The sequence below is a fragment of the Micromonospora sp. WMMC264 genome (assembly GCF_027497275.1).
Lineage (GTDB): Bacteria > Actinomycetota > Actinomycetes > Mycobacteriales > Micromonosporaceae > Micromonospora > Micromonospora chalcea.
The window spans coordinates 1,376,675-1,396,043 of the sequence record NZ_CP114907.1; the positions used below are offsets into that span (position 1 = coordinate 1,376,675).

The 19,369-nt window shown below is 76.7% G+C and carries 2 protein-coding genes (1 of these 2 only partly in view); both read left to right on the forward strand.

Going from position 1 to position 19,369, the window contains the following annotated elements:
• Positions 1 to 8,905: the 3' portion of a type I polyketide synthase gene (locus tag O7542_RS06035; protein ID WP_281605821.1), read on the forward strand. It extends 20,912 nt beyond the left edge of the window; only the last 8,905 of its 29,817 coding nucleotides appear in the window; its start codon lies beyond the left edge, outside the window; it ends in the stop codon at positions 8,903 to 8,905.
• 349 nt (positions 8,906 to 9,254) lie between these two features.
• Complete coding sequence (locus O7542_RS06040) at positions 9,255 to 19,358, forward strand: type I polyketide synthase (protein ID WP_166456119.1); 10,104 nt, start codon at positions 9,255 to 9,257, stop codon at positions 19,356 to 19,358.
• The last annotated feature ends 11 nt before the right edge of the window (positions 19,359 to 19,369 follow it).

Consider the following 19,369-nt stretch of genomic DNA (forward strand, 5'->3'; position numbering starts at 1 on the left):
CGTCGGGACCGGCACCTCCGGCAGCGTGCTGTCCGGTCGGGTCGCCTATACCTTCGGGCTGGAGGGGCCGGCGGTCACCGTGGACACGGCGTGCTCGTCGTCGCTGGTGGCGCTGCACCTCGCCGCGCAGGCGTTGCGTTCCGGCGAGTGTGATCTGGCGTTGGCCGGTGGTGTGACGGTGATGTCGACGCCGGGGACGTTCATCGAGTTCTCCCGGCAGCGCGGTCTGTCGCAGGATGGTCGCTGCAAGTCGTTCGCGGCGTCGGCCGACGGCACCGGCTGGTCCGAGGGCGTCGGCGTGCTGCTGGTGCAGCGGCTCTCCGACGCCCAGCGCGAGGGCCGGAAGATCTACGCCGTGGTGCGGGGCACGGCCGTGAACCAGGACGGTGCGTCGAACGGGCTGACGGCGCCGAACGGTCCGTCGCAGCAGCGGGTGATCCGGCAGGCCCTCGCGAACGCGCGGCTCACTGCGGCCGACGTGGACGCCGTGGAGGCGCACGGTACGGGTACGACGCTGGGTGATCCGATCGAGGCGCAGGCCGTCCTGGCCACGTACGGGCAGGACCGGCAGGGGCGGGAGCCGTTGTGGCTCGGCTCGGTCAAGTCGAACATCGGGCACACGCAGGCCGCCGCCGGTGTCGCCGGTGTGATCAAGATGGTCATGGCGATGCGCCACGGCGTCGTCCCGCCGACCCTGCACGTGGACGAGCCGTCCCCACACATCGACTGGACGGCCGGGGCGGTGGCCCTCGCGACCGAGCCCACCCCGTGGCCGGCCGTGGACCGGCCGCGTCGGGCGGCGGTGTCGTCGTTCGGGATCTCCGGCACGAACGCGCATGTGATCATCGAGCAGCCGCCCGCTGAGACGATCGAGGGTGAGGTCGTTGCCCGCGACATGCCGCCGGTCGTGCCGGTGCTGCTCTCCGCGCGCTCCGACGCGGCCCTGGCCGGCCAAGCGGGCCGGTGGGCGCGCTGGCTCGCCGCCGACGAGGCCCCGCGTCCGCTGGACGTGGCCTGGTCCTCCGTCACCACCCGGCCCGCGCTGGAACAGCGCGCCGTCGCCGTGGTGGCCGACGGCAACGACCTGCTCACCGCGCTTCGGGCCCTCGACGCGGGCGAGCCCTCCGGGACCGTCGTGACCGGCTCCACCGCCGTACGCGGCCAGCTCGCGCTGCTCTTCTCCGGCCAGGGCGCGCAGCGCGCCGGCATGGGCCGGGAGTTGTCCGCTCTGTTCCCGGTGTTCGCCGCCGCGCTGGACGAGGTGTGTGCGCACCTCGATCCGCTGCTGCCGCGTCCGCTCAAGGACGTGCTGTTCGCGTCGGAGGGTTCCGCTGAGGCGGGGTTGCTGGATCAGACGGTGTTCACGCAGGCCGGGTTGTTCGCGGTCGAGGTGGCGCTGTTCCGTCTGGTGGAGTCGTTCGGGGTCGTGCCGGACATGCTGGCTGGTCACTCGATCGGTGAGGTGACGGCGGCGCATGTCGCGGGCGTGTTGTCCCTGGCCGACGCGTGTCAGCTCGTCGCCGCGCGGGGTCGGTTGATGCAGGCGCTGCCGGCCGGTGGCGGCATGCTGGCCGTGGCCGCCGACGAGGCCGCGGTGGTCGAGTCGATCGCCGGGCTCGCCGACCGGGTGGGCGTCGCTGCGGTCAACGGACCCACCGCAGTGGTGGTGTCCGGTGGCGTCGAGGCCCTCGACGAGGTGGAGCGGCACTGGCGCGACCGGGGCGTGCGCACTCGCCGGCTGACGGTGAGCCATGCGTTCCACAGTCCGTTGATGGAGCCGATGCTTGACGATTTCCGCGCGGTCCTGCACGGCCTCACGTTTGCCACGCCGTTGTTGCCGGTGGTGTCGAACGTGACCGGGGCCCTGGCCGGCGATGAGATCCGCATGCCGGAGTATTGGGTGCGGCATGTGCGCGAGGCGGTGCGGTTCGCCGACGGGATCGCCGCTGTGCGGGCTGCCGGTGTGGACACGTTCCTGGAGGTCGGGCCGCAGAGCGTCCTGACCGCGATGACCGCCGACGTGCTGCCTGATGACGAGGCCGTGCTGGCGTTGGCTGTGCAGCGCCGTGACCGTTCGGAGGCGCAGGCGTTGCTGCACGCCCTGGCCGAGTTGCACGTGCACGGCGTGCCGGTGACCTGGACGCAGTGGTTCGCCGAGACCGGCGCGCGGCGGGTGGACCTGCCCACGTACGCCTTCCAGCACCAGCGCTACTGGCCCGAGGGCACGGCCGAGAAGCGGGCCGCCCCGGACGGCGGCGACGTCGAGTTCTGGACCGCCGTCGAGCGTGGCGACCTGGCCGCCCTCGCCGCCGAACTCGGCGACGACCCCGACGCCCTGGACACGCTCGGCCCGGCCCTGCCGGTCCTCTCGCGCTGGCGTCGTCACCGGTCCCGGGACACCGCGTTGGACGGGTGGTCGTACCGGATCGGGTGGGAGCCGGTCCGGCCGAACCCGAAGACCAGGCTGTCCGGGCGGTGGCTGATCGTCACCGTCGACAGCGGCGCCGACGCGGGCGTGGCGAAGACCCTCACCCAGGCCGGCGCCCGGGTGGACACGCTCACCGTGTCGTCCACCCTCGACCGCGCCGACCTGGGCGAGCGGCTGCGCCGGATCAGCGGGGACGGCTGGGCCGGGGTGCTCTGCGTCCTGCCCCGCCAGGACCGGCCCCCGGCGCACACGCCGGCGTTGCCCGCTGGCACGGCCGCCCTGCTCACCCTCGTCCGGGCGCTCACCGACACGGGCCTGGCCGGACGGGTGTGGGCGCTCAGTCGGACCGCGATGCCCGTCACGGCCGGCGAACGGGTCGACGACGTCTGGGCGGCCCTGGCCTGGGGCCTGGGCCGGGTCGTCGCCCTCGAACAGCCGGACCGCTGGGGCGGCCTGGTCGACCTGCCCGCCCGCGCCGACCGCGGCGCCCGCGCCGGGCTCGTCGCGGTCCTCGCCGACGGCACCCTGGACCAGGTGGCCGTCCGGCGCAGCGGCATCTTCGGCCGGCGGCTGGTGCCGGCCGTGCCGCCGGTGGGTGTGGGTTGGCGGCCTGCCGGGACGGTGCTGGTGACCGGTGGTACAGGAGCGTTGGGTCGGCATGTGGCCCGCTGGTTGCTGGCGAACGGGGCCGGTGAGGTGGTCCTCGCCTCGCGGCGGGGTCCGGGGGCGCCGGGTGCGGCGGAGTTGGTGGCCGAGTTGGGTGCGGTGCGGGTCGTGGCGTGCGACGTCACCGACCGGGCCGCCGTCGACGCCCTCGTGGCGGACCTGCCGGAGCTGACCGCCGTCGTGCACACCGCCGGGACGTCCGGCGGCACCACCCCGGCGTACGAGGTGACCGACGGCGAGCTGTCGGACACCCTGGCCGGCAAGGTGCTCGGCGCCCTGCACCTCGACGCCGCCTGCCGGGGTCGCGACCTCGACGCGTTCGTGGTCTTCTCCTCGGTCGCCGGTGTCTGGGGCGGCGGCGGGCAGGCCGGCTACGCGGCCGGCAACGCCCTGCTCGACACCCTCGTCGCAGCCCGCCGGGCGAAGGGCCTGCCCGCCACCGCGCTGGCGTACGGCCCGTGGGCGGAGGACGGCATGGCCGCCGGGGAGACCGCCGACGGCCTGCGCCGCCGCGGGTTCAGCCCGCTCGCGCCCGACGCCGCCGTCGCGGCGCTCGGCCGCTGGGTGAACGCCCCCGAGGCGGCCCCGGTGATCGTGGACGTCGACTGGTCCCGGTTCGTCACGGCGTTCACCGCCGCACGGCCGAGCCACCTCTTCGACCGGGTCGCCCCCGCCGTCGCCGAGGAGCCGCAGCGGCCGGAGAGCGCCGCCGCCACCGACGGGCTGCGCAACCGGCTCGCCACGCTGCCGGCGACCGGCCAGGAGGCGCTGCTGGTCGACCTCGTCCGCGCGGAGGCGGCGGCCGTGCTCGGCCACCCCACCACCGACCAGGTGCCCGCCGGCCGGGCGTTCCGGGAACTGGGCTTCGACTCCCTCGCCGCCGTGCAACTGCGGGACCGGCTGGGCCGGGTCACCGGCCTGACCCTGCCGTCGACAGTGGTCTTCGACCACCCGTCGGCGGCGGAACTGGCCCGCTTCCTGCGTACCGAAATCGTCGTCGGCGCGGACGGCGGCCCGGTCACCGGCGGCGTGGCCTCTGCCCGGCCGGCGGCCGACGAGCCGATCGCGATCGTCTCCATGGCCTGCCGATTCCCGGGCGGCGTGTCGTCGCCGCAGGAGCTGTGGCGCCTGCTGGCCGAGGGGGTGGACGCGGTCACGCCGATGCCGGCCGACCGGGGCTGGGACCTCGACGGCCTGTTCGACAGCGACCCGGAGCGGGTCGGCACCAGCTACACCCGCAGCGGCGGCTTCCTGCACGACGTCGTCGGCTTCGACGCCGCGTTCTTCGGGATCAACCCGCGCGAGGCCCTCGCCATGGACCCGCAGCAGCGGCTGCTGCTGCACACCACCTGGGAGGTCTTCGAACGCGCCGGCATCGACCCGCACCGGGTACGTGGCTCCGCCACCGGCGTCTTCATGGGCACCAACGGGCAGGACTACGCCACGCTGCTGCTGGGCGCCCGCTCGCAGGTGGAGGGCTACCAGGCGACCGGCAACGGCGCGTCGGTGGTCTCGGGCCGCCTGGCGTACTCGTTCGGGCTGCACGGCCCGGCGGTCACCGTCGACACGGCCTGCTCGTCGTCGCTGGTGGCGCTGCACCTGGCCGCGCAGGCGCTGCGCAGCGGCGAGTGCGACCTCGCCCTCGCCGGCGGCGTCACGGTGATGTCGACCCCGGGCGCGTTCCTGGAGTTCTCCCGGCAGCGCGGCCTCGCGGCCGACGGGCGGGTCAAGGCGTTCGCCGAGGCAGCCGACGGCACGGGCTGGGGCGAGGGCGTCGGCGTCCTGCTGCTCCAGCGGCTCTCCGACGCCCAGCGCGACGGCAACCGGATCCTCGCCGTCGTACGGGGCAGCGCCGTCAACTCCGACGGCGCGAGCAACGGCCTCACCGCCCCGAACGGGCCCGCCCAGCAGCGGGTCATCCGGCACGCGCTGGACAACGCCGGCCTCACCCCCGCAGACGTGGACGTCGTCGAGGCACACGGCACCGGCACCACCCTCGGCGACCCGATCGAGGCGCAGGCGCTGCTGGCCACGTACGGCAGGGACCGAACCGCCGAGCGGCCGCTGTGGCTCGGGTCGGTGAAGTCGAACATCGGCCACACCCAGGCCGCGGCGGGCGCGGCGAGCCTGATGAAGATGGTGCTGGCCCTGCAACACGAGGTGCTGCCGAAGACCCTGCACGTCGACGCGCCGACCCCGCACGTCGACTGGTCCTCCGGCACGCTGGCGCTGCTCACCGAAGCACGACCGTGGGCCGCCACGGACGGACCCCGCCGGGCCGGCGTCTCCTCGTTCGGCATCAGCGGCACCAACGCCCACGTGATCATCGAGGAGGCCCCGGCGCCGGTCGCCGCCGCCGACACCGCAACGTTCGACGTGACCGCGGGGCACGGCGAAGCGCGACGCGACCACCGCGCCGTGGCCCTGCCGTGGCCGGTCTCCGCCGCCGATCTGCCCGCCCTGCGCGAGCAGGCCGGGAGGCTGGCCGACCACGTCGCGACCGGCGACGACCCGGCCGGCCTGGTCGCCTGGGCGCTCGCCGACGGCCGCGCTCACCTCGGCCGGCGGGCCACCGTGATCGCCGCCGACCGGGAGACCCGGCTGGCCGCGCTGCGCGCCCTGGCCGCCGGGGAGGAGCACCCAGCGGTGGTCACCGCCCGGCGACGCGCCGGCGGCCTCGCCGTCCAGTTCTCCGGCCAGGGCGCCCAGCGCCCCGGCGCCGGCCGCCAGCTGTACGACACGTTCCCCGTCTTCGCGGCGGCCCTCGACGAGGTCTGCGCGGCCCTGGACCACCAGCTGCCGCAGCCGCTGAAGCCGGTGCTGTTCGCGGCCGAAGGCAGCGCCGAGGCGGCGCTGCTCGACGAGACGGTCTTCACCCAGGCGGGGCTGTTCGCGCTGGAGGTGGCCCTGTTCCGGCTGGTCGAGTCGTTCGGGGTGGTGCCCGGGCACGTCGCCGGGCACTCCATCGGCGAGATCACCGCCGCGCACGTCGCCGGCGTGCTGTCCCTCGCCGACGCCGCCACGCTGGTGGCCGCCCGGGGAAGGCTCATGCAGGCCCTGCCCGCCGGGGGCGGGATGCTCGCCGTCGCCGCCGACGAGGCGGCCGTCGTCGAGTCCCTGGCCGGGCTGGGTGACCGGGTCGGCGTCGCCGCCGTCAACGGCCCCACCGCCGTGGTGCTCGCCGGGGCCGTCGACTCCCTCGACGGGCTGGAGCGGCTCTGGCGGGAACGCGGGGTGCGCACCCGCCGGCTGCGGGTCAGCCACGCCTTCCACAGCCCGCTGATGGAACCGATGCTGGCCGAGTTCCGGGCCGTCCTCGACGGGCTGGCGTTCGCCGCGCCGCTGCTGCCGATCGTGTCGAACCTGACCGGGCGGCTCGCCGAGCCCGACGAGATCCGTACGCCCGACTACTGGGTGCGCCACGTCCGCGAGGCCGTCCGGTACGCCGACGGGATCGCCGCGCTGCGCGACGCGGGCGTGGACACCTTCCTGGAGCTCGGACCGCAGGCGGTGCTGACGGCGATGGCCGCCAGCCTGCTGCCCGGCGACGAGGACGGCACTGCCGTGGCGGCGCTGCGCGCCGGCGCCGACGAGCCGGCCGCCCTGCTCGCCGCGCTGGCCGTCGTGGACGGCACCGGGCGGGACGTCGACTGGGCGGCGGTGCTCGCCGCGCTGGCCGGCCCCCGCCCGGATCCCCGCCTGCTGCCCGAGCTGCCGACGTACGCGTTCCGGCCGCAGCGCTACTGGCCGACCCTCGACACGTCGCCGGCACCGGTCGCCGACCCGGTCGACGACGCGTTCTGGCGGGCCGTCACCGACGGCGACCTGGGCCGCCTCGGCCTCGACCCGGACCAGCCGATGCGCGAGCTGCTGCCGGAACTGGAGTCGTGGCGGCGTCGCCAGCAGCTCGACGGCACCCTGGCCGGCTGGCGGTACCGGGTCACCTGGGAACGCCGGGCGCTGACCGGCGCCGACCCGGGCACGTGGCTGGTCGTGGCCCCGCCGCACCAGGTCACCGACCGGGTGCTCGCCGCCCTCACGGCCGGCGCCGCGGCGGTGCACCTGCTGACAGTCGACCCGGCCACCGCCACCCGCGACGGTCTGGCCGCCGACCTCGACCGGCTCGCCGCCGCGCACCAGCCGACGGCGCTGCTGTCCCTGCTGGCGTTGGACGAGGCGCCGCACCCGGAGCAGACCGCACTGCCGACCGGCCTGGCGGCGAACCTGCTGCTGGTGCAGGCGCACACCGGCCGCTCCGGCCCGGCCGTACCGCTGTGGCTGGCCACCACCGGCGCCGTCGCCGTCGACGGGGAAGCGGTCGCGCACCCGGCGCAGGCCACCACGTGGGGCCTCGGCCTCGTCGCCGCGCTGGAACACCCCCGGCACGTCGGCGGAGTCGTCGACCTGCCGGCGGGCCCGGCCGAGGCGGCGTACGCGGCCCTGGTCGGGGCGCTGGTCAACGTCGACGGTGAGGACCAGCTCGCCGTCCGGGAGGCCGGCGTGCACACCCGGCGGCTGGTCCGCGACACCGGGCTGCCGGCGGCGGGCGACGGCTACCGGCCGAACGGAACCGTCCTGCTCACCGGCGGGACCGGCGCCCTCGCCCGGCACACCACCGACTGGCTGGGACGCCACGGCGCCGAGGTGCTCCCGCTGGCCGAGCCGGCCACGGGCAAGCTCGGCGACCTGATGGAGCAGCTCGCCGCCGAGGAACGGTCGGTGACCGCGCTCGTGCACGTCCCGGCCGAGACCGGCTCGGTGCCGCTCGCCGAGCTGACCCTCGCCGGCCTGGCCGCCGACCTGGCCGCCACCGTCGGCGACGTCCCCAGGTACGCCGACGAGCTGGCGCACCGCCCGCTCGACGCGTTCGTGCTGTGCACCTCGACCACGGGGGTGTGGGGCGCGGGCGGCCGGGCCGGCCAGTCCGCCGGCGATGCGCTGCTGCACGCGCTCGCGGCGAACCGGCGGCACGGGGGACTGGCGGCCACCGCCGTGGCGTGGGGCCCGTGGAGCGACGACCCCGAGTCGCCCGAGCAGGCGCAGCTGCGCCGGCGGGGCCTGCCGGGGCTGCCCCCGGAGCTGGCCCTCGAGGCGTTCGGTCAGGCGCTGCGGGCGGAGGCGGGGCTGATCGTCGCCGACGTGCGCTGGGACCGGTTCGTGCCGACGTTCGCGTCGATGCGGCCGTGCCCGCTGCTGACGGGGGTCCCGGAGGCGGGCGCGGCGATGCCCGCCGACGACGAGCGCCAGCCGGCGGACGACGAGGCGGCGACCGCGCTGCGGGAGCGGCTGCGGCCGCTGAGCCCCGCCGAACGCGAAGGCGTCCTCGTCGACCTCGTGGGCGGCCTGGCGGCGACCGTGCTCGGCCACGGCGGGGACGCGGGGCTGGAGCCCGACCGGGCGTTCCGCGAGGTCGGGTTCGACTCGATGACGGCCGTGGAGCTGCGCAACCGGCTCCGCGCCGCCACCGGCGTCCAACTGCCCGCCGCCGTGGTGTTCGACTACCCCACGCCGGCGGCCCTCGCCCGGCACCTGCGCGACCGGCTCGCGGAGGACGGCGCCGCCGCGGCGGCCCCGCTGCTCGCCGAGCTGGAACGGCTCGACGGTGTCTTCGCGGCCGACGCGCCGGACCGGCTGACCCGGCAGAAGCTGCTGGTGCAGCTGCAGGCGTTCGTCGCCCGGTGGGGCGACGACCGTGGTCCCGTCGAGGAGAAATCGGCCACGCACACCCTCGACGACGCCACCGATGCCGAGATCTTCGATTTCATCCACCGCGAGCTGGGTGGCCCCGGCGGCAATTTGCCGGGGATCTAGGAATGGTGTCGTACGACCGTTGTCGAAGGTCGTGACACGCTGGGCCGGGCGGGTCCGCGCACCCGCCCGGCCGCACCCCGCGAGGGCGGTGCGCCACACCGGTCGCGGGGCGGGTCGGCCCAGCCTGCGCCCCCGCCACCTAGGGGCACCCGTAGGGGCACGCTAGGGGTTGTGACCGCCGTCCGGCGACAATTACCTTTCGTCCGGCGCGTAAGACCTGGTGGGGGGCTGAAACGCCATTTTGTCTGGCAATTCGTGGTCGGCTGAATGGGTTTGGATCTTCGCGGCTTGTGGCGTCCGTGGACGGTATTGGGTCGCTGTTTCTCTCCGACCCGAAGAGGTGGCGTCAATGGCGACTGAAGATACGCTCCGGGAGTACCTGAAATGGGTGACGGCGGACCTTCACCAGACCCGGAGGAAGCTCGGCGAGCTTGAGGCGGCCAACCGCGAGCCGATCGCCATCGTCGGCATGGCCTGCCGCTTCCCGGGCGGGGTGGCCTCGCCCGAGGAACTGTGGGAGCTCGTCGACTCCCGCCGCGACGCCTACTCCGCGTTCCCCGCCGACCGCGGCTGGGACCTGGCCCGGCTGTTCCACCCGGACCCCGACCACCCCGGCACGTCGTACGTGGCCGAGGGCGGCTTCGTCGACTCCGCCACCGAGTTCGACGCCGCGTTCTTCGGCATCTCGCCGCGCGAGGCGCTGGCCATGGACCCCCAGCAGCGGCTGCTGCTGGAGACGTCGTGGGAGGCGTTCGAGCACGCCGGCATCGACCCCTCGACGCTGCGCGGCCACCAGGTCGGAGTGTTCGCCAGCACCACCGGCCAGGACTATGTGGGGCTGCTCCAGCAGCCGCCGCCCGGCACCGAGGGCTACATCCTCACCGGCACCGCGGCCAGCGTCGTGTCCGGCCGGATCTCGTACGCGCTCGGCATCGAGGGCCCCGCCGTCACCGTCGACACCGCCTGCTCGTCGTCGCTGGTCGCGCTGCACCTGGCCTGCCAGGCGCTGCGGCAGGGCGAGTGCACCCTGGCACTGGCCGGTGGGGCCACCGTCATGTCCACCCCGTCCGCCTTCATCGGCTTCAGCCGCCAGCGTGGCCTGGCCATGGACGGCCGGGTCAAGTCGTTCGCGGCCGCCGCCGACGGCACCGCCTGGGGCGAGGGGGCCGGCCTTCTGCTCGTCGAGCGGCTCTCCGACGCCCGCCGCAACGGCCACCCCGTCCTCGCGGTCGTACGCGGCAGCGCGGTCAATCAGGACGGCGCGAGCAACGGTCTGACCGCCCCCAACGGCCCGTCCCAGCAGCGGGTCGTGCTCCAGGCGCTGGCCAGCGCCCGGCTCGCGCCCGAGCAGGTCGACGTGGTGGAGGCGCACGGCACCGGCACCACCCTCGGCGACCCGATCGAGGCGCAGGCGCTGCTGTCGACGTACGGGCAGGGCCGTCCGGCCGACCGGCCGCTCTGGCTCGGCTCGGTGAAGTCGAACATCGGCCACACCCAGGCCGCCGCCGGCGTGGCCGGCGTGATCAAGATGGTGATGGCGTTGCGGCACGACACCGTGCCCGCCACCCTGCACGTCGACGAGCCGACGCCCAACGTGGACTGGACGGCCGGCGCGGTGTCGCTGGCGACCGAGCCGCAGCCGTGGCCCGCCGGGGAACAGCCCCGCCGCGCGGGCATCTCCTCCTTCGGCATGAGCGGCACCAACGCCCACGTGATCATCGAGGAGGCGCCCGCCGCCGACCCGGCGGACACCCCGGACGGCCCCGCCGCCGCGACCGACCCGGTCACCGCGCCCGTCACCGCCCCGGTCGACGGTGCCGGCCTGGTGCCGGTGCTGATCTCCGCCCGCGACGCCGCGTCCCTGACCGCGCAGGCCACCCGCTGGGCCGACTGGCTCGACGAGCGCCCCGAGCCGCGGCTGACCGATGTCGGCTGGTCGTCGGCGAGCACCCGGGCCGGCCTCGAGCACCGCGCCGTGCTGCTCGCCGGCGACCGCGCCGACCTGACCGCCGCCCTGCGCGCGCTGGCCACCGGCGGCGACGCCCCGGGCCTGGTCACCGGCGCGGGCCCGCGCGGCGGCAAGCTCGCGTTCCTCTTCTCCGGCCAGGGCGCGCAGCGCAGCGGCATGGGCCGCGAGCTGGCCGCCGCGTTCCCCGTCTTCGACCGGGCGCTGACCGAGGTCTGCGCCGAGCTGGACCGGCACCTGCCCCGCCCGCTCGCCCCGGTGCTCTTCGCGCCCGAGGGCGACGAGGAGGCCGGGCTGCTCAACCAGACCCTCTACACCCAGGCCGGCCTGTTCGCCGTCGAGGTCGCGCTGTTCCGGCTCCTGGAGAGCTGGGGGATCGTCCCGGACGTGCTGCTCGGCCACTCGATCGGCGAGCTCTCCGCCGCGCACGCGGCCGGTGTGCTGTCGCTGCCCGACGCCGCCACGCTGGTGGCCGCCCGGGGCCGGCTGATGCAGGCCCTGCCGGCCGGCGGCGCGATGCTGGCCGTCCAGCTCCCCGCCGACGCCGTCCGAGCCGCCCTGGCCGGCGTCGAGGACGCCGTCGCCGTGGCCGCCGTCAACGGGCCCACCGCCGTCGTCGTCTCCGGCGCCGCCGACGCCGTCGAGGAACTCGAACGCCGCTGGGCCGACCAGGGCGTACGTACCAGGCCGCTGCGGGTCAGCCACGCCTTCCACAGCCCGCTGATGGAACCGATGCTCGCCGAGTTCGCCGCCGTGGTGCGCCGGCTGGAGCTGCAACCGCCGGCGCTGCCGATCGTGTCGAACCTGACCGGCGCCGTCGCCGACGCCGACGAGATCCGTACCGCCGAGTACTGGGTGCGGCACGTGCGGGAGGCGGTCCGCTTCGCCGACGGCGTCGAGCAGCTGCGGGCCCTGGGCGTGCGTACGTTCCTGGAGGTCGGCCCCAGCGGGGTGCTCACCGCGCTGGCCCGCGACGTCCTGGCCGACGACGAGACCGCCGCCGTGGCGCTGCTGCGCCGCGACCGCCCCGAGCCCACGTCGGCGCTCACCGCCCTCGCCGAGCTGCACGTCGGCGGGGTGGAGGTCGCCTGGACGCGGCTGTACGCGGGCGCCGAGACCGCGCGGGTGCCGCTGCCCGGGTACGCCTTCCGCCGCCAGCGCTTCTGGCCCGAGCCGCCGCCCGCCGGCCCCGACACCGCCTCCGCCGACGGCGACGACGAGTTCTGGGCCGCCCTGGAGCAGGCGGACGTCGACACGCTGCGCGGCGAGCTGGGCGACGACGACGAGCAGGTGCGGGCGCTGCTGCCGGCCCTGCCCGTGCTGTCCTCCTGGCGCCGGTCCCGGCGGGAACGCTCCCTCGTGGACGGCTGGTCGTACCAGGTGAGCTGGCAGCCCGTGCCGGTCGCGGACGGCGACGCCCCGGCGGGCCGCTGGCTGGTCGTGCTGCCCGCCGAGGACGCGCCGGCGTGGGCCGACGGCCTGGCCGGGCTCTTCGGCGACGCCGAGCCGCTGGTGCTGCGCGTCGGCGCCGCGGACCTGGACCGCGCGGCGCTCGCCGCCCGGCTCCGGGTGCTGACCGGCGGCCGCGCTGTCGACGGCGTGCTCGCCGTCGTCGCCGGCCAGGACCGGCTGCTGCCCGAGCACCCCGGCGTGACCCTCGCCGCCGCCGGCACCCTCGCCCTCGTCCAGGCGATGACCGACCTGGACCTGGTGGCGCCGCTGTGGTGCGTCACCAGCGGAGCGGTGGCGGCGGCCCCGGGCGACCGGGTCACGCACCCGCTGCAGACCGAGGTCTGGGGCCTCGGCCGCGCGGCGGCTGTCGAGCAACCGCACCGCTGGGGCGGCCTGGTCGACGTGCCGGCCACCGTCGACGCCGCCACCACCCGGCGGCTCGCCGCCGTGCTGGCCGGCCACGGCGGCGAGGACCAGGTGGCCGTGCGCCCGGGCGGCACCTGGGCCCGCAGGCTCACCCCGGCCCCGCCGCCGAGCGACGAGAGCCCGGCCGGTGACTGGTGGTCCGGCGCTGTCCTGGTCACCGGCGGCACCGGCGCCCTCGGCGGCCACGTCACCCGCTGGCTGCTCGACCGGGGCGCCGGGCGGGTGGTCCTGGCCAGCCGCCGGGGCGCCGCCGCCCCCGCCGTGGCGGACCTGCTCGACCGGTACGGCGCCGACGGGCGGGTCACCGCCGCCACCTGCGACGTCACCGACCGGCGGTCCGTGGCGGACCTGGTCGGCTCGCTGCCCGACCTGACGGCGGTCGTGCACGCCGCCGGCACCGACCAGCTCACCCCGATCACCGACACCACCCTCGACGAGTTCTCCCACGTCGTCGCGGGCAAGGTACTCGGCGCCCTGCACCTCGACGCCTGCCTCGCCGAGCGCGACCTCGCCGCGTTCGTCATGTTCTCCTCCATCTCCGGCGTGTGGGGCAGCGCCGGGCAGTGCGCGTACGGCGCCGGCAACTCCCTGCTGGACGCCCTGGCGGTCAACCGGCGCGACCGGGGCCGGCCGGCCACCGCCGTCTCCTGGACGGCCTGGGGCGGCGCGCACGGCATGGCCGCCGAGAACGTCGCCACCGAGCAGCTCAACCGGATGGGCCTGCCGCCCGTCGATCCGGAGAAGGCGCTCGTCGCCCTCGACCGGGCGCTGCGGCGGCCCACGCCCTGCGTGACCGTCGCCGACGTCGACTGGAGCCGGTTCCACCCCGCGTTCACGGTGGCCCGGCCCAGCCCGTTCCTCGGCGACCTGCCGCAGGTGCGGGCGCTCGTCGCGCAGGAGGAGGCCGCCGCGCCGGCGGACGGGGTCGCGGCGCCGCTGCGCCACCTCGCGGCGCTGCCGGCGGCGGAGCAGGAGCGGGAGCTGCTGCGGTTGGTCAACGAGCAGACCGCGGCGGTGCTGGGCCACGCCACCCCCGACGAGCTGCGCGGGCGCCCGTTCAAGGACCTCGGCTTCGACTCGCTGACCGCCGTGGACTTCCGGGGGCGGCTGAACGCGGCCACCGGCCTGCGGCTGCCCACCACGCTGGTCTTCGACTACCCGACCCCCGCCGAGCTGGCCGCGCACCTGCGCGAGCTGGTCTCCGGCGCCGCCCCGGCCGACGCCCCGCAGGCCGTCGTCGTCGACGCCGACGAGCCCGTCGCGATCGTCGGCATGGCCTGCCGCTACCCCGGGGGCGTCGACGGGCCGGAGGCGTTCTGGCGGCTGGTCGCCGACGGCGTGGACGCCATCTCGCCGTTCCCCACCGACCGGGGCTGGGAGATCCCCGAGCCGGCCGAGGGGACGCGCCCGCCGGCGGGCGGCTTCCTCCACGACGTGGCGGACTTCGACCCCGCGTTCTTCGAGATCTCGCCCCGCGAGGCCCTCGCCATGGACCCGCAGCAGCGGCTCACCCTGGAGACGTCCTGGGAGGCGCTGGAGCGGGCCGGGGTGGACCCGGCGTCGCTGCGGGGCACCCGTACGGGCGTCTTCGTGGGCGCCTCCACCTCCGGCTACGGCACGGGGCTGACCGAGGTACCCGAGGGCGTCGAGGGCTATCTGATGACGGGCGCCGCGCACAGCGTCATCTCCGGCCGGGTCGCGTACGCCCTCGGGCTGGAGGGCCCCGCCGTCACCGTCGACACGGCCTGCTCCTCGTCCCTGGTGGCGCTGCACCTCGCCGGGGCGGCGCTGCGGCGCGGCGAGTGCGACCTGGCGCTGGCCGGCGGCGTGGCCGTGATGGCCACCCCGACGGCGTTCCAGGAGTTCTCCCGCCAGGGCGGACTCGCCTCCGACGGGCGGTGCAAGTCCTTCGCCGCGACGGCGGACGGCACCGGCTGGTCCGAGGGCGTCGGCATGCTGCTCGTGCAGCGGCTCTCCGACGCCCGGCGGCAGGGCCGCCGCGTCCTCGCCGTGGTACGCGGCTCCGCCGTCAACTCCGACGGCGCGTCGAACGGGCTGACCGCCCCCAACGGCCCCTCCCAGCAGCGGGTGATCCGGCAGGCGCTGGCCGGCGCCGGGCTGGCGGTCACCGACGTGGACGTCGTCGAGGCGCACGGTACCGGCACCGTCCTCGGTGACCCGATCGAGGCGCAGGCGCTGCTGGCGACGTACGGGCAGGACCGGGGCGACGCCGGCCCGCTGCTGCTGGGCTCGGTCAAGTCGAACATGGGCCACGCGCAGGCCGCCGCCGGTGTGGCCGGCGTGATCAAGATGGTGCTGGCGATGCGGGAGGGCACCGTACCGGCGACGCTGCACGTGGACGAGCCGTCGCCGCACATCGACTGGTCGGCCGGCGACGTGGAGCTGGTGACCCGGTCCCGGCCGTGGCCGGCCGCCGGCCGGCCCCGCCGCGCGGCGGTCTCCTCGTTCGGTATCTCCGGCACGAACGCCCACGTGGTCGTCGAGCTGCCCGCCGACGCGCCCGCCGGCGCCGAGGCGGCCGACGCACCGATGCCGCCGCCAGCCGCTGCGGCGGGGGAACGCCCCGCCGGGCTGCTCACCGCCGACGTGGTGGCCTGGCCCGTCTCGGCCCGCTCCGCCTCGGCCCTGGCCGCGCAGGCGTCCCGGCTGGCCCGGCACCTGCGCGCGCACCCCGGCCTCGCCCCGGCAGCGGTCGGCTGGTCGCTCGCCGCGACCCGCTCGGCGTTCGACCGGCGCGCCGCCGTGCTCGGCGCGACCCCCGGCGAGCTGCTGGCCGGCCTGGACGCGCTCGCCGCCGGCACCCCGGCCGGCAACGTCGTGACCGGCACCGTCGCCAACCACGGGGCGGGACCGGTGTTCGTCTTCCCGGGCGCCGCCCCGGCGGGCGCGGTGGCCGAACTGGTGGGCCGCTGCCCGGTCTTCGACGACACCCTCGCCGAGTGCCGGCAGGCCCTCGCGCCCTGGGTCGACGTCGATCCGGCCGCCCTGCTCACCGGCGCGGACGCTGCCTGGGCCGACCGGCCGGAGCTGGCCCGGCCCGTCCGGTTCGCCGTCGGCGTGGCACTCGCCGCCGTCTGGCGGCACGCCGGTGTCACTCCCGCCGCTGTCGTCGGCACCGGCGACGGCGAGGTCGTGGCCGCGTACGTGGCGGGCCTGCTGTCCCTGCCCGACGCCGCCCGCACGGTGGCGATGCGGGCCCGCGCCGCCGCCGGCGGCCTGGACCACGACGGCCTCCGCGCCGCCCTGGCGGGGCTCGCGCCGCAGCCCGGGACCGCCCGGCTGGCCTCCACTGTCACCGGGGACTGGGCCGACGCGGCGGGCCTCGGCGTCGACCACTGGACCGACCCGGCCACCCCGGGCACCGACCCGGCCACCCCGGGCACCGACCCGGCCGTCCCCGGCGCCGGGGACGGGGGGCCGGAGCGGCTCGACGCCGCCCTGCGTGCCGCCGTCGCGGCCGGCCACCTGACCTTCGTGGAGGTCTCGCCGGAGCCGGCACTGGCTGCCGGGATCGCCGCCGCGCTCGACGCCGCCGGCACCCCCGGACACGTCCTGGACACCCTCGGCGGCTCGGCCGACGCCGCCACCCGGCTGCTGACCGGCCTCGCCACCGCGCACGCCCTCGGCCTGCCGGTGGAGCACCGCCGGCTGCTGCCCGAGTCCGAACCGGTCGACCTGCCCACGTACGCCTTCGACCGGCACCGCTACTGGCTGGAGCGCACCGGCGCGCACCGCTCCGTCCTGCCCGCCGTGGGCCTCGACGTGGTGGACCACCCGCTGCTCAGCGCGGTGGCCGACCTGCCCGGCGACGAGGGACTGCTGTTCACCGGCCGGATCACCCTCACCACCCACCCCTGGCTCGCCGACCACGCCGTGCTGGGCATGGTGCTGCTGCCCGGGACGGCCCTGGTGGAGCTCGCGTCCTGGACCGGCCGGCAGGCCGGCGCGGCGACCGTCGCCGAGCTGAACCTGGAGGCGCCCCTGGCGATCCCCACCGAGGGAGGAATCGACCTGCGGGTACGCGTCGGCCCGCCGGACGAGACCGGGCACCGGCCCGTCGCCATTCACACCCGGCGCGACGACGACACCGCGGCCGACGGTTCCCGGCCCTGGCAGCGGCACGCCTCCGGGCAACTCGCCGACACCGCCGACCCGGACCCCGCGCCGGCCGCCGTGTGGCCGCCGGCCGACGCCGAGCCGATCGCCCTCGACGGGCTCTACGCCCGGCTCGCCGCCCAGGGCTACCACTACGGCCCCACCTTCCGGGCGCTGCGTGCCGCCTGGCGCTCGGGCCCGGACATCCTCGCCGAGGTCGCCCTGGACGCCGACGCGTCCACCGACACCACGGCGTTCTCGGTGCACCCGGCCCTGATGGACGCGGCGCTGCACGCCATCGGCGCCAGCGCCACGGCCGACGACCCGGCCGGCGACCCCGCCGGCGGCGCGTCGGGCACCGACGGCGGCCCCGGCATCCGCCCGGGCCTGCCGTTCACCTGGTCGGGCGTCACCATCCGGCCCACCCGTGCCCGCGAGCTGCGGATCCGGCTGCGCGCCACCGACGCCGGCTCCGTGGCCCTGACCGTCACCGACACGGGCGCGACCCCGGTCGCCTCCGTCGACGGTCTGGTCCTGCGGCCCATCTCCGGCGAGCAGCTCAGCGCCGCCCGCCGCTCCGCCAGCCGGTCCCTGCACCGCCTCGACTGGCTCGCCCCCACCACCGGCCGCGCGGACACCGCCTCCCGGCTGGTCGTCCTCGGCGCCGACTGGTCCGGCGCCGACCGGCACCCGGACCTGTCGACGCTGGTCGCCGACGTACGCGCCGGCGCCGCCGCGCCCGACGCGGTGGTGGTGACCTGCGCCGGAGCCGCCGCCGACGAGCCGCACCCGGCCGCCCAGGCGCACCGGGTCGCCCACCGGATGCTCGCACTGGCCCAGCAGTGGCTCGCCGAGGAGGCCCTGACCGCCGCCCGGCTGGTGGTGGTCACCCGCGGCGCGGTCCGGGTCGACCCGGACGAGCGGATCGCCGACGTGCCGGCCGCCACCGCCTGGGGCCTGCTGCGCTCCGCCCAGACGGAGAACCCCGACCGGATCGTGCTCCTCGACGTCGACGTCGACGTCGACGACGACGCCCCGGCCGCCGCGCTGCTGCCGGCCGCCCTCGCCACGGGCGAACCCCAGCTCGCCGTACGCGCCGGGCAGCTCCGGGTGCCCCGGCTGACCCGCCTCGGGCCGCCCCCGGCCGAGGCGTCCGGCCCCGACCTGGCCGCCGGCACCGTCCTGGTGACCGGGGCGACCGGCCTGCTCGGGCGGCTCGTGGCCCGCCGGCTCGTCACCCGGCACGACGTACGGCACCTGCTGCTGGTCAGCCGCAGCGGAGCGGACGCCCCGGGCGTCGCCGCGCTGGTCGACGAGCTGGCCGGACTGGGCGCCACCGTCCGGGTGGCCGCCTGCGACGTCACCGACCGCGAGGCGCTCGCCCTGCTGGTCGACCAGCTCCCCGCCGACCTGCCACTGACCGGCGTGGTGCACGCCGCCGGGGTGCTCGACGACGGTGTCCTGCCGGCGCTCACCCCGGAGCGCTTCGACACCGTGCTGCGACCCAAGGTCGACGCGGCCTGGCACCTGCACGAGCTGACCGAGAAGCTGGACCTGGCCGCGTTCGTGCTCTTCTCCTCGGCGGCCGGCCTCTTCGGCGGCCCCGGGCAGGCCAACCACGCGGCGGCGAACTGCTTCCTCGACGCCCTCGCCCAGCACCGGCACGACCGGGGACTCCCGGCGCTCTCGCTGGCCTGGGGCCCGTGGGTCAACGACACCGGCGACGGGCAGACCGGGCACGTCGACGAGGCCCGGATGAACCGGGGCGGCTTCGTGCCGCTCGGCGCCGAGGAGGGCATGGACCTGTTCAGCGAGGCCCTGCGCTTCGCCGAGCCGGTGGTCGTACCGGTCGACCTGGACCTCGCGTTGATCGGCCGGCACGGGCCGGCGGCGGTGCCGCCGGTGCTGCGGTCGCTGGTGCGGCCGGCGGCGACCGGCGCGGCCCGGGCCGCCGAGCGGAACCCGGCCGAGGCGCTGCGGGAGACCCTCGCCGCCACGGCGGAGGCCGACCGCGACCAGGTGCTCTCCGACCTGGTGCGGACCCACGCCGCCGCCGTCCTCGGCTACGCGTCGATCCGCTCGATCGATGCCGAGCGCGGCTTCGTCGAGCTGGGCTTCGACTCGCTGACCGCTGTCGAGTTCCGCAACCGGCTCAACGCGGCCACCGGCCTGCGGCTGCCCTCGACGCTGATCTACGACCGGCCGACCACGGCCGCGCTCGTCGAGTACCTGCGCGGCGCGCTGCTGGCGGAGCGCAGCACGTCCGCGCTGACGGTGCTCGGCGAGCTGAACAAGCTGGAGCACGCCATGCGCGCGGTGTCCACCGGCGACACCGACCGGGCCGCCGTCGGCGTCCGGTTGCGCGAACTGCTCTCCCTGTGGACCTACACCGAGGCCGGTGCGGACTCCGCCGCCGACGAGGGCACCAGCCTCGAGTCGGCCTCCGCCGAGGAGATCTTCAGCCTGCTGGACGAAGAGTTCGGCTCGGCCTGATCCGGCATGTC

Excerpts from the sequence above, each read along its gene's own strand:
- O7542_RS06040 (WP_166456119.1), top strand. The coding sequence starts at position 9,255 with ATGGCGACTGAAGATACGCTCCGGGAGTACCTGAAATGGGTGACGGCG.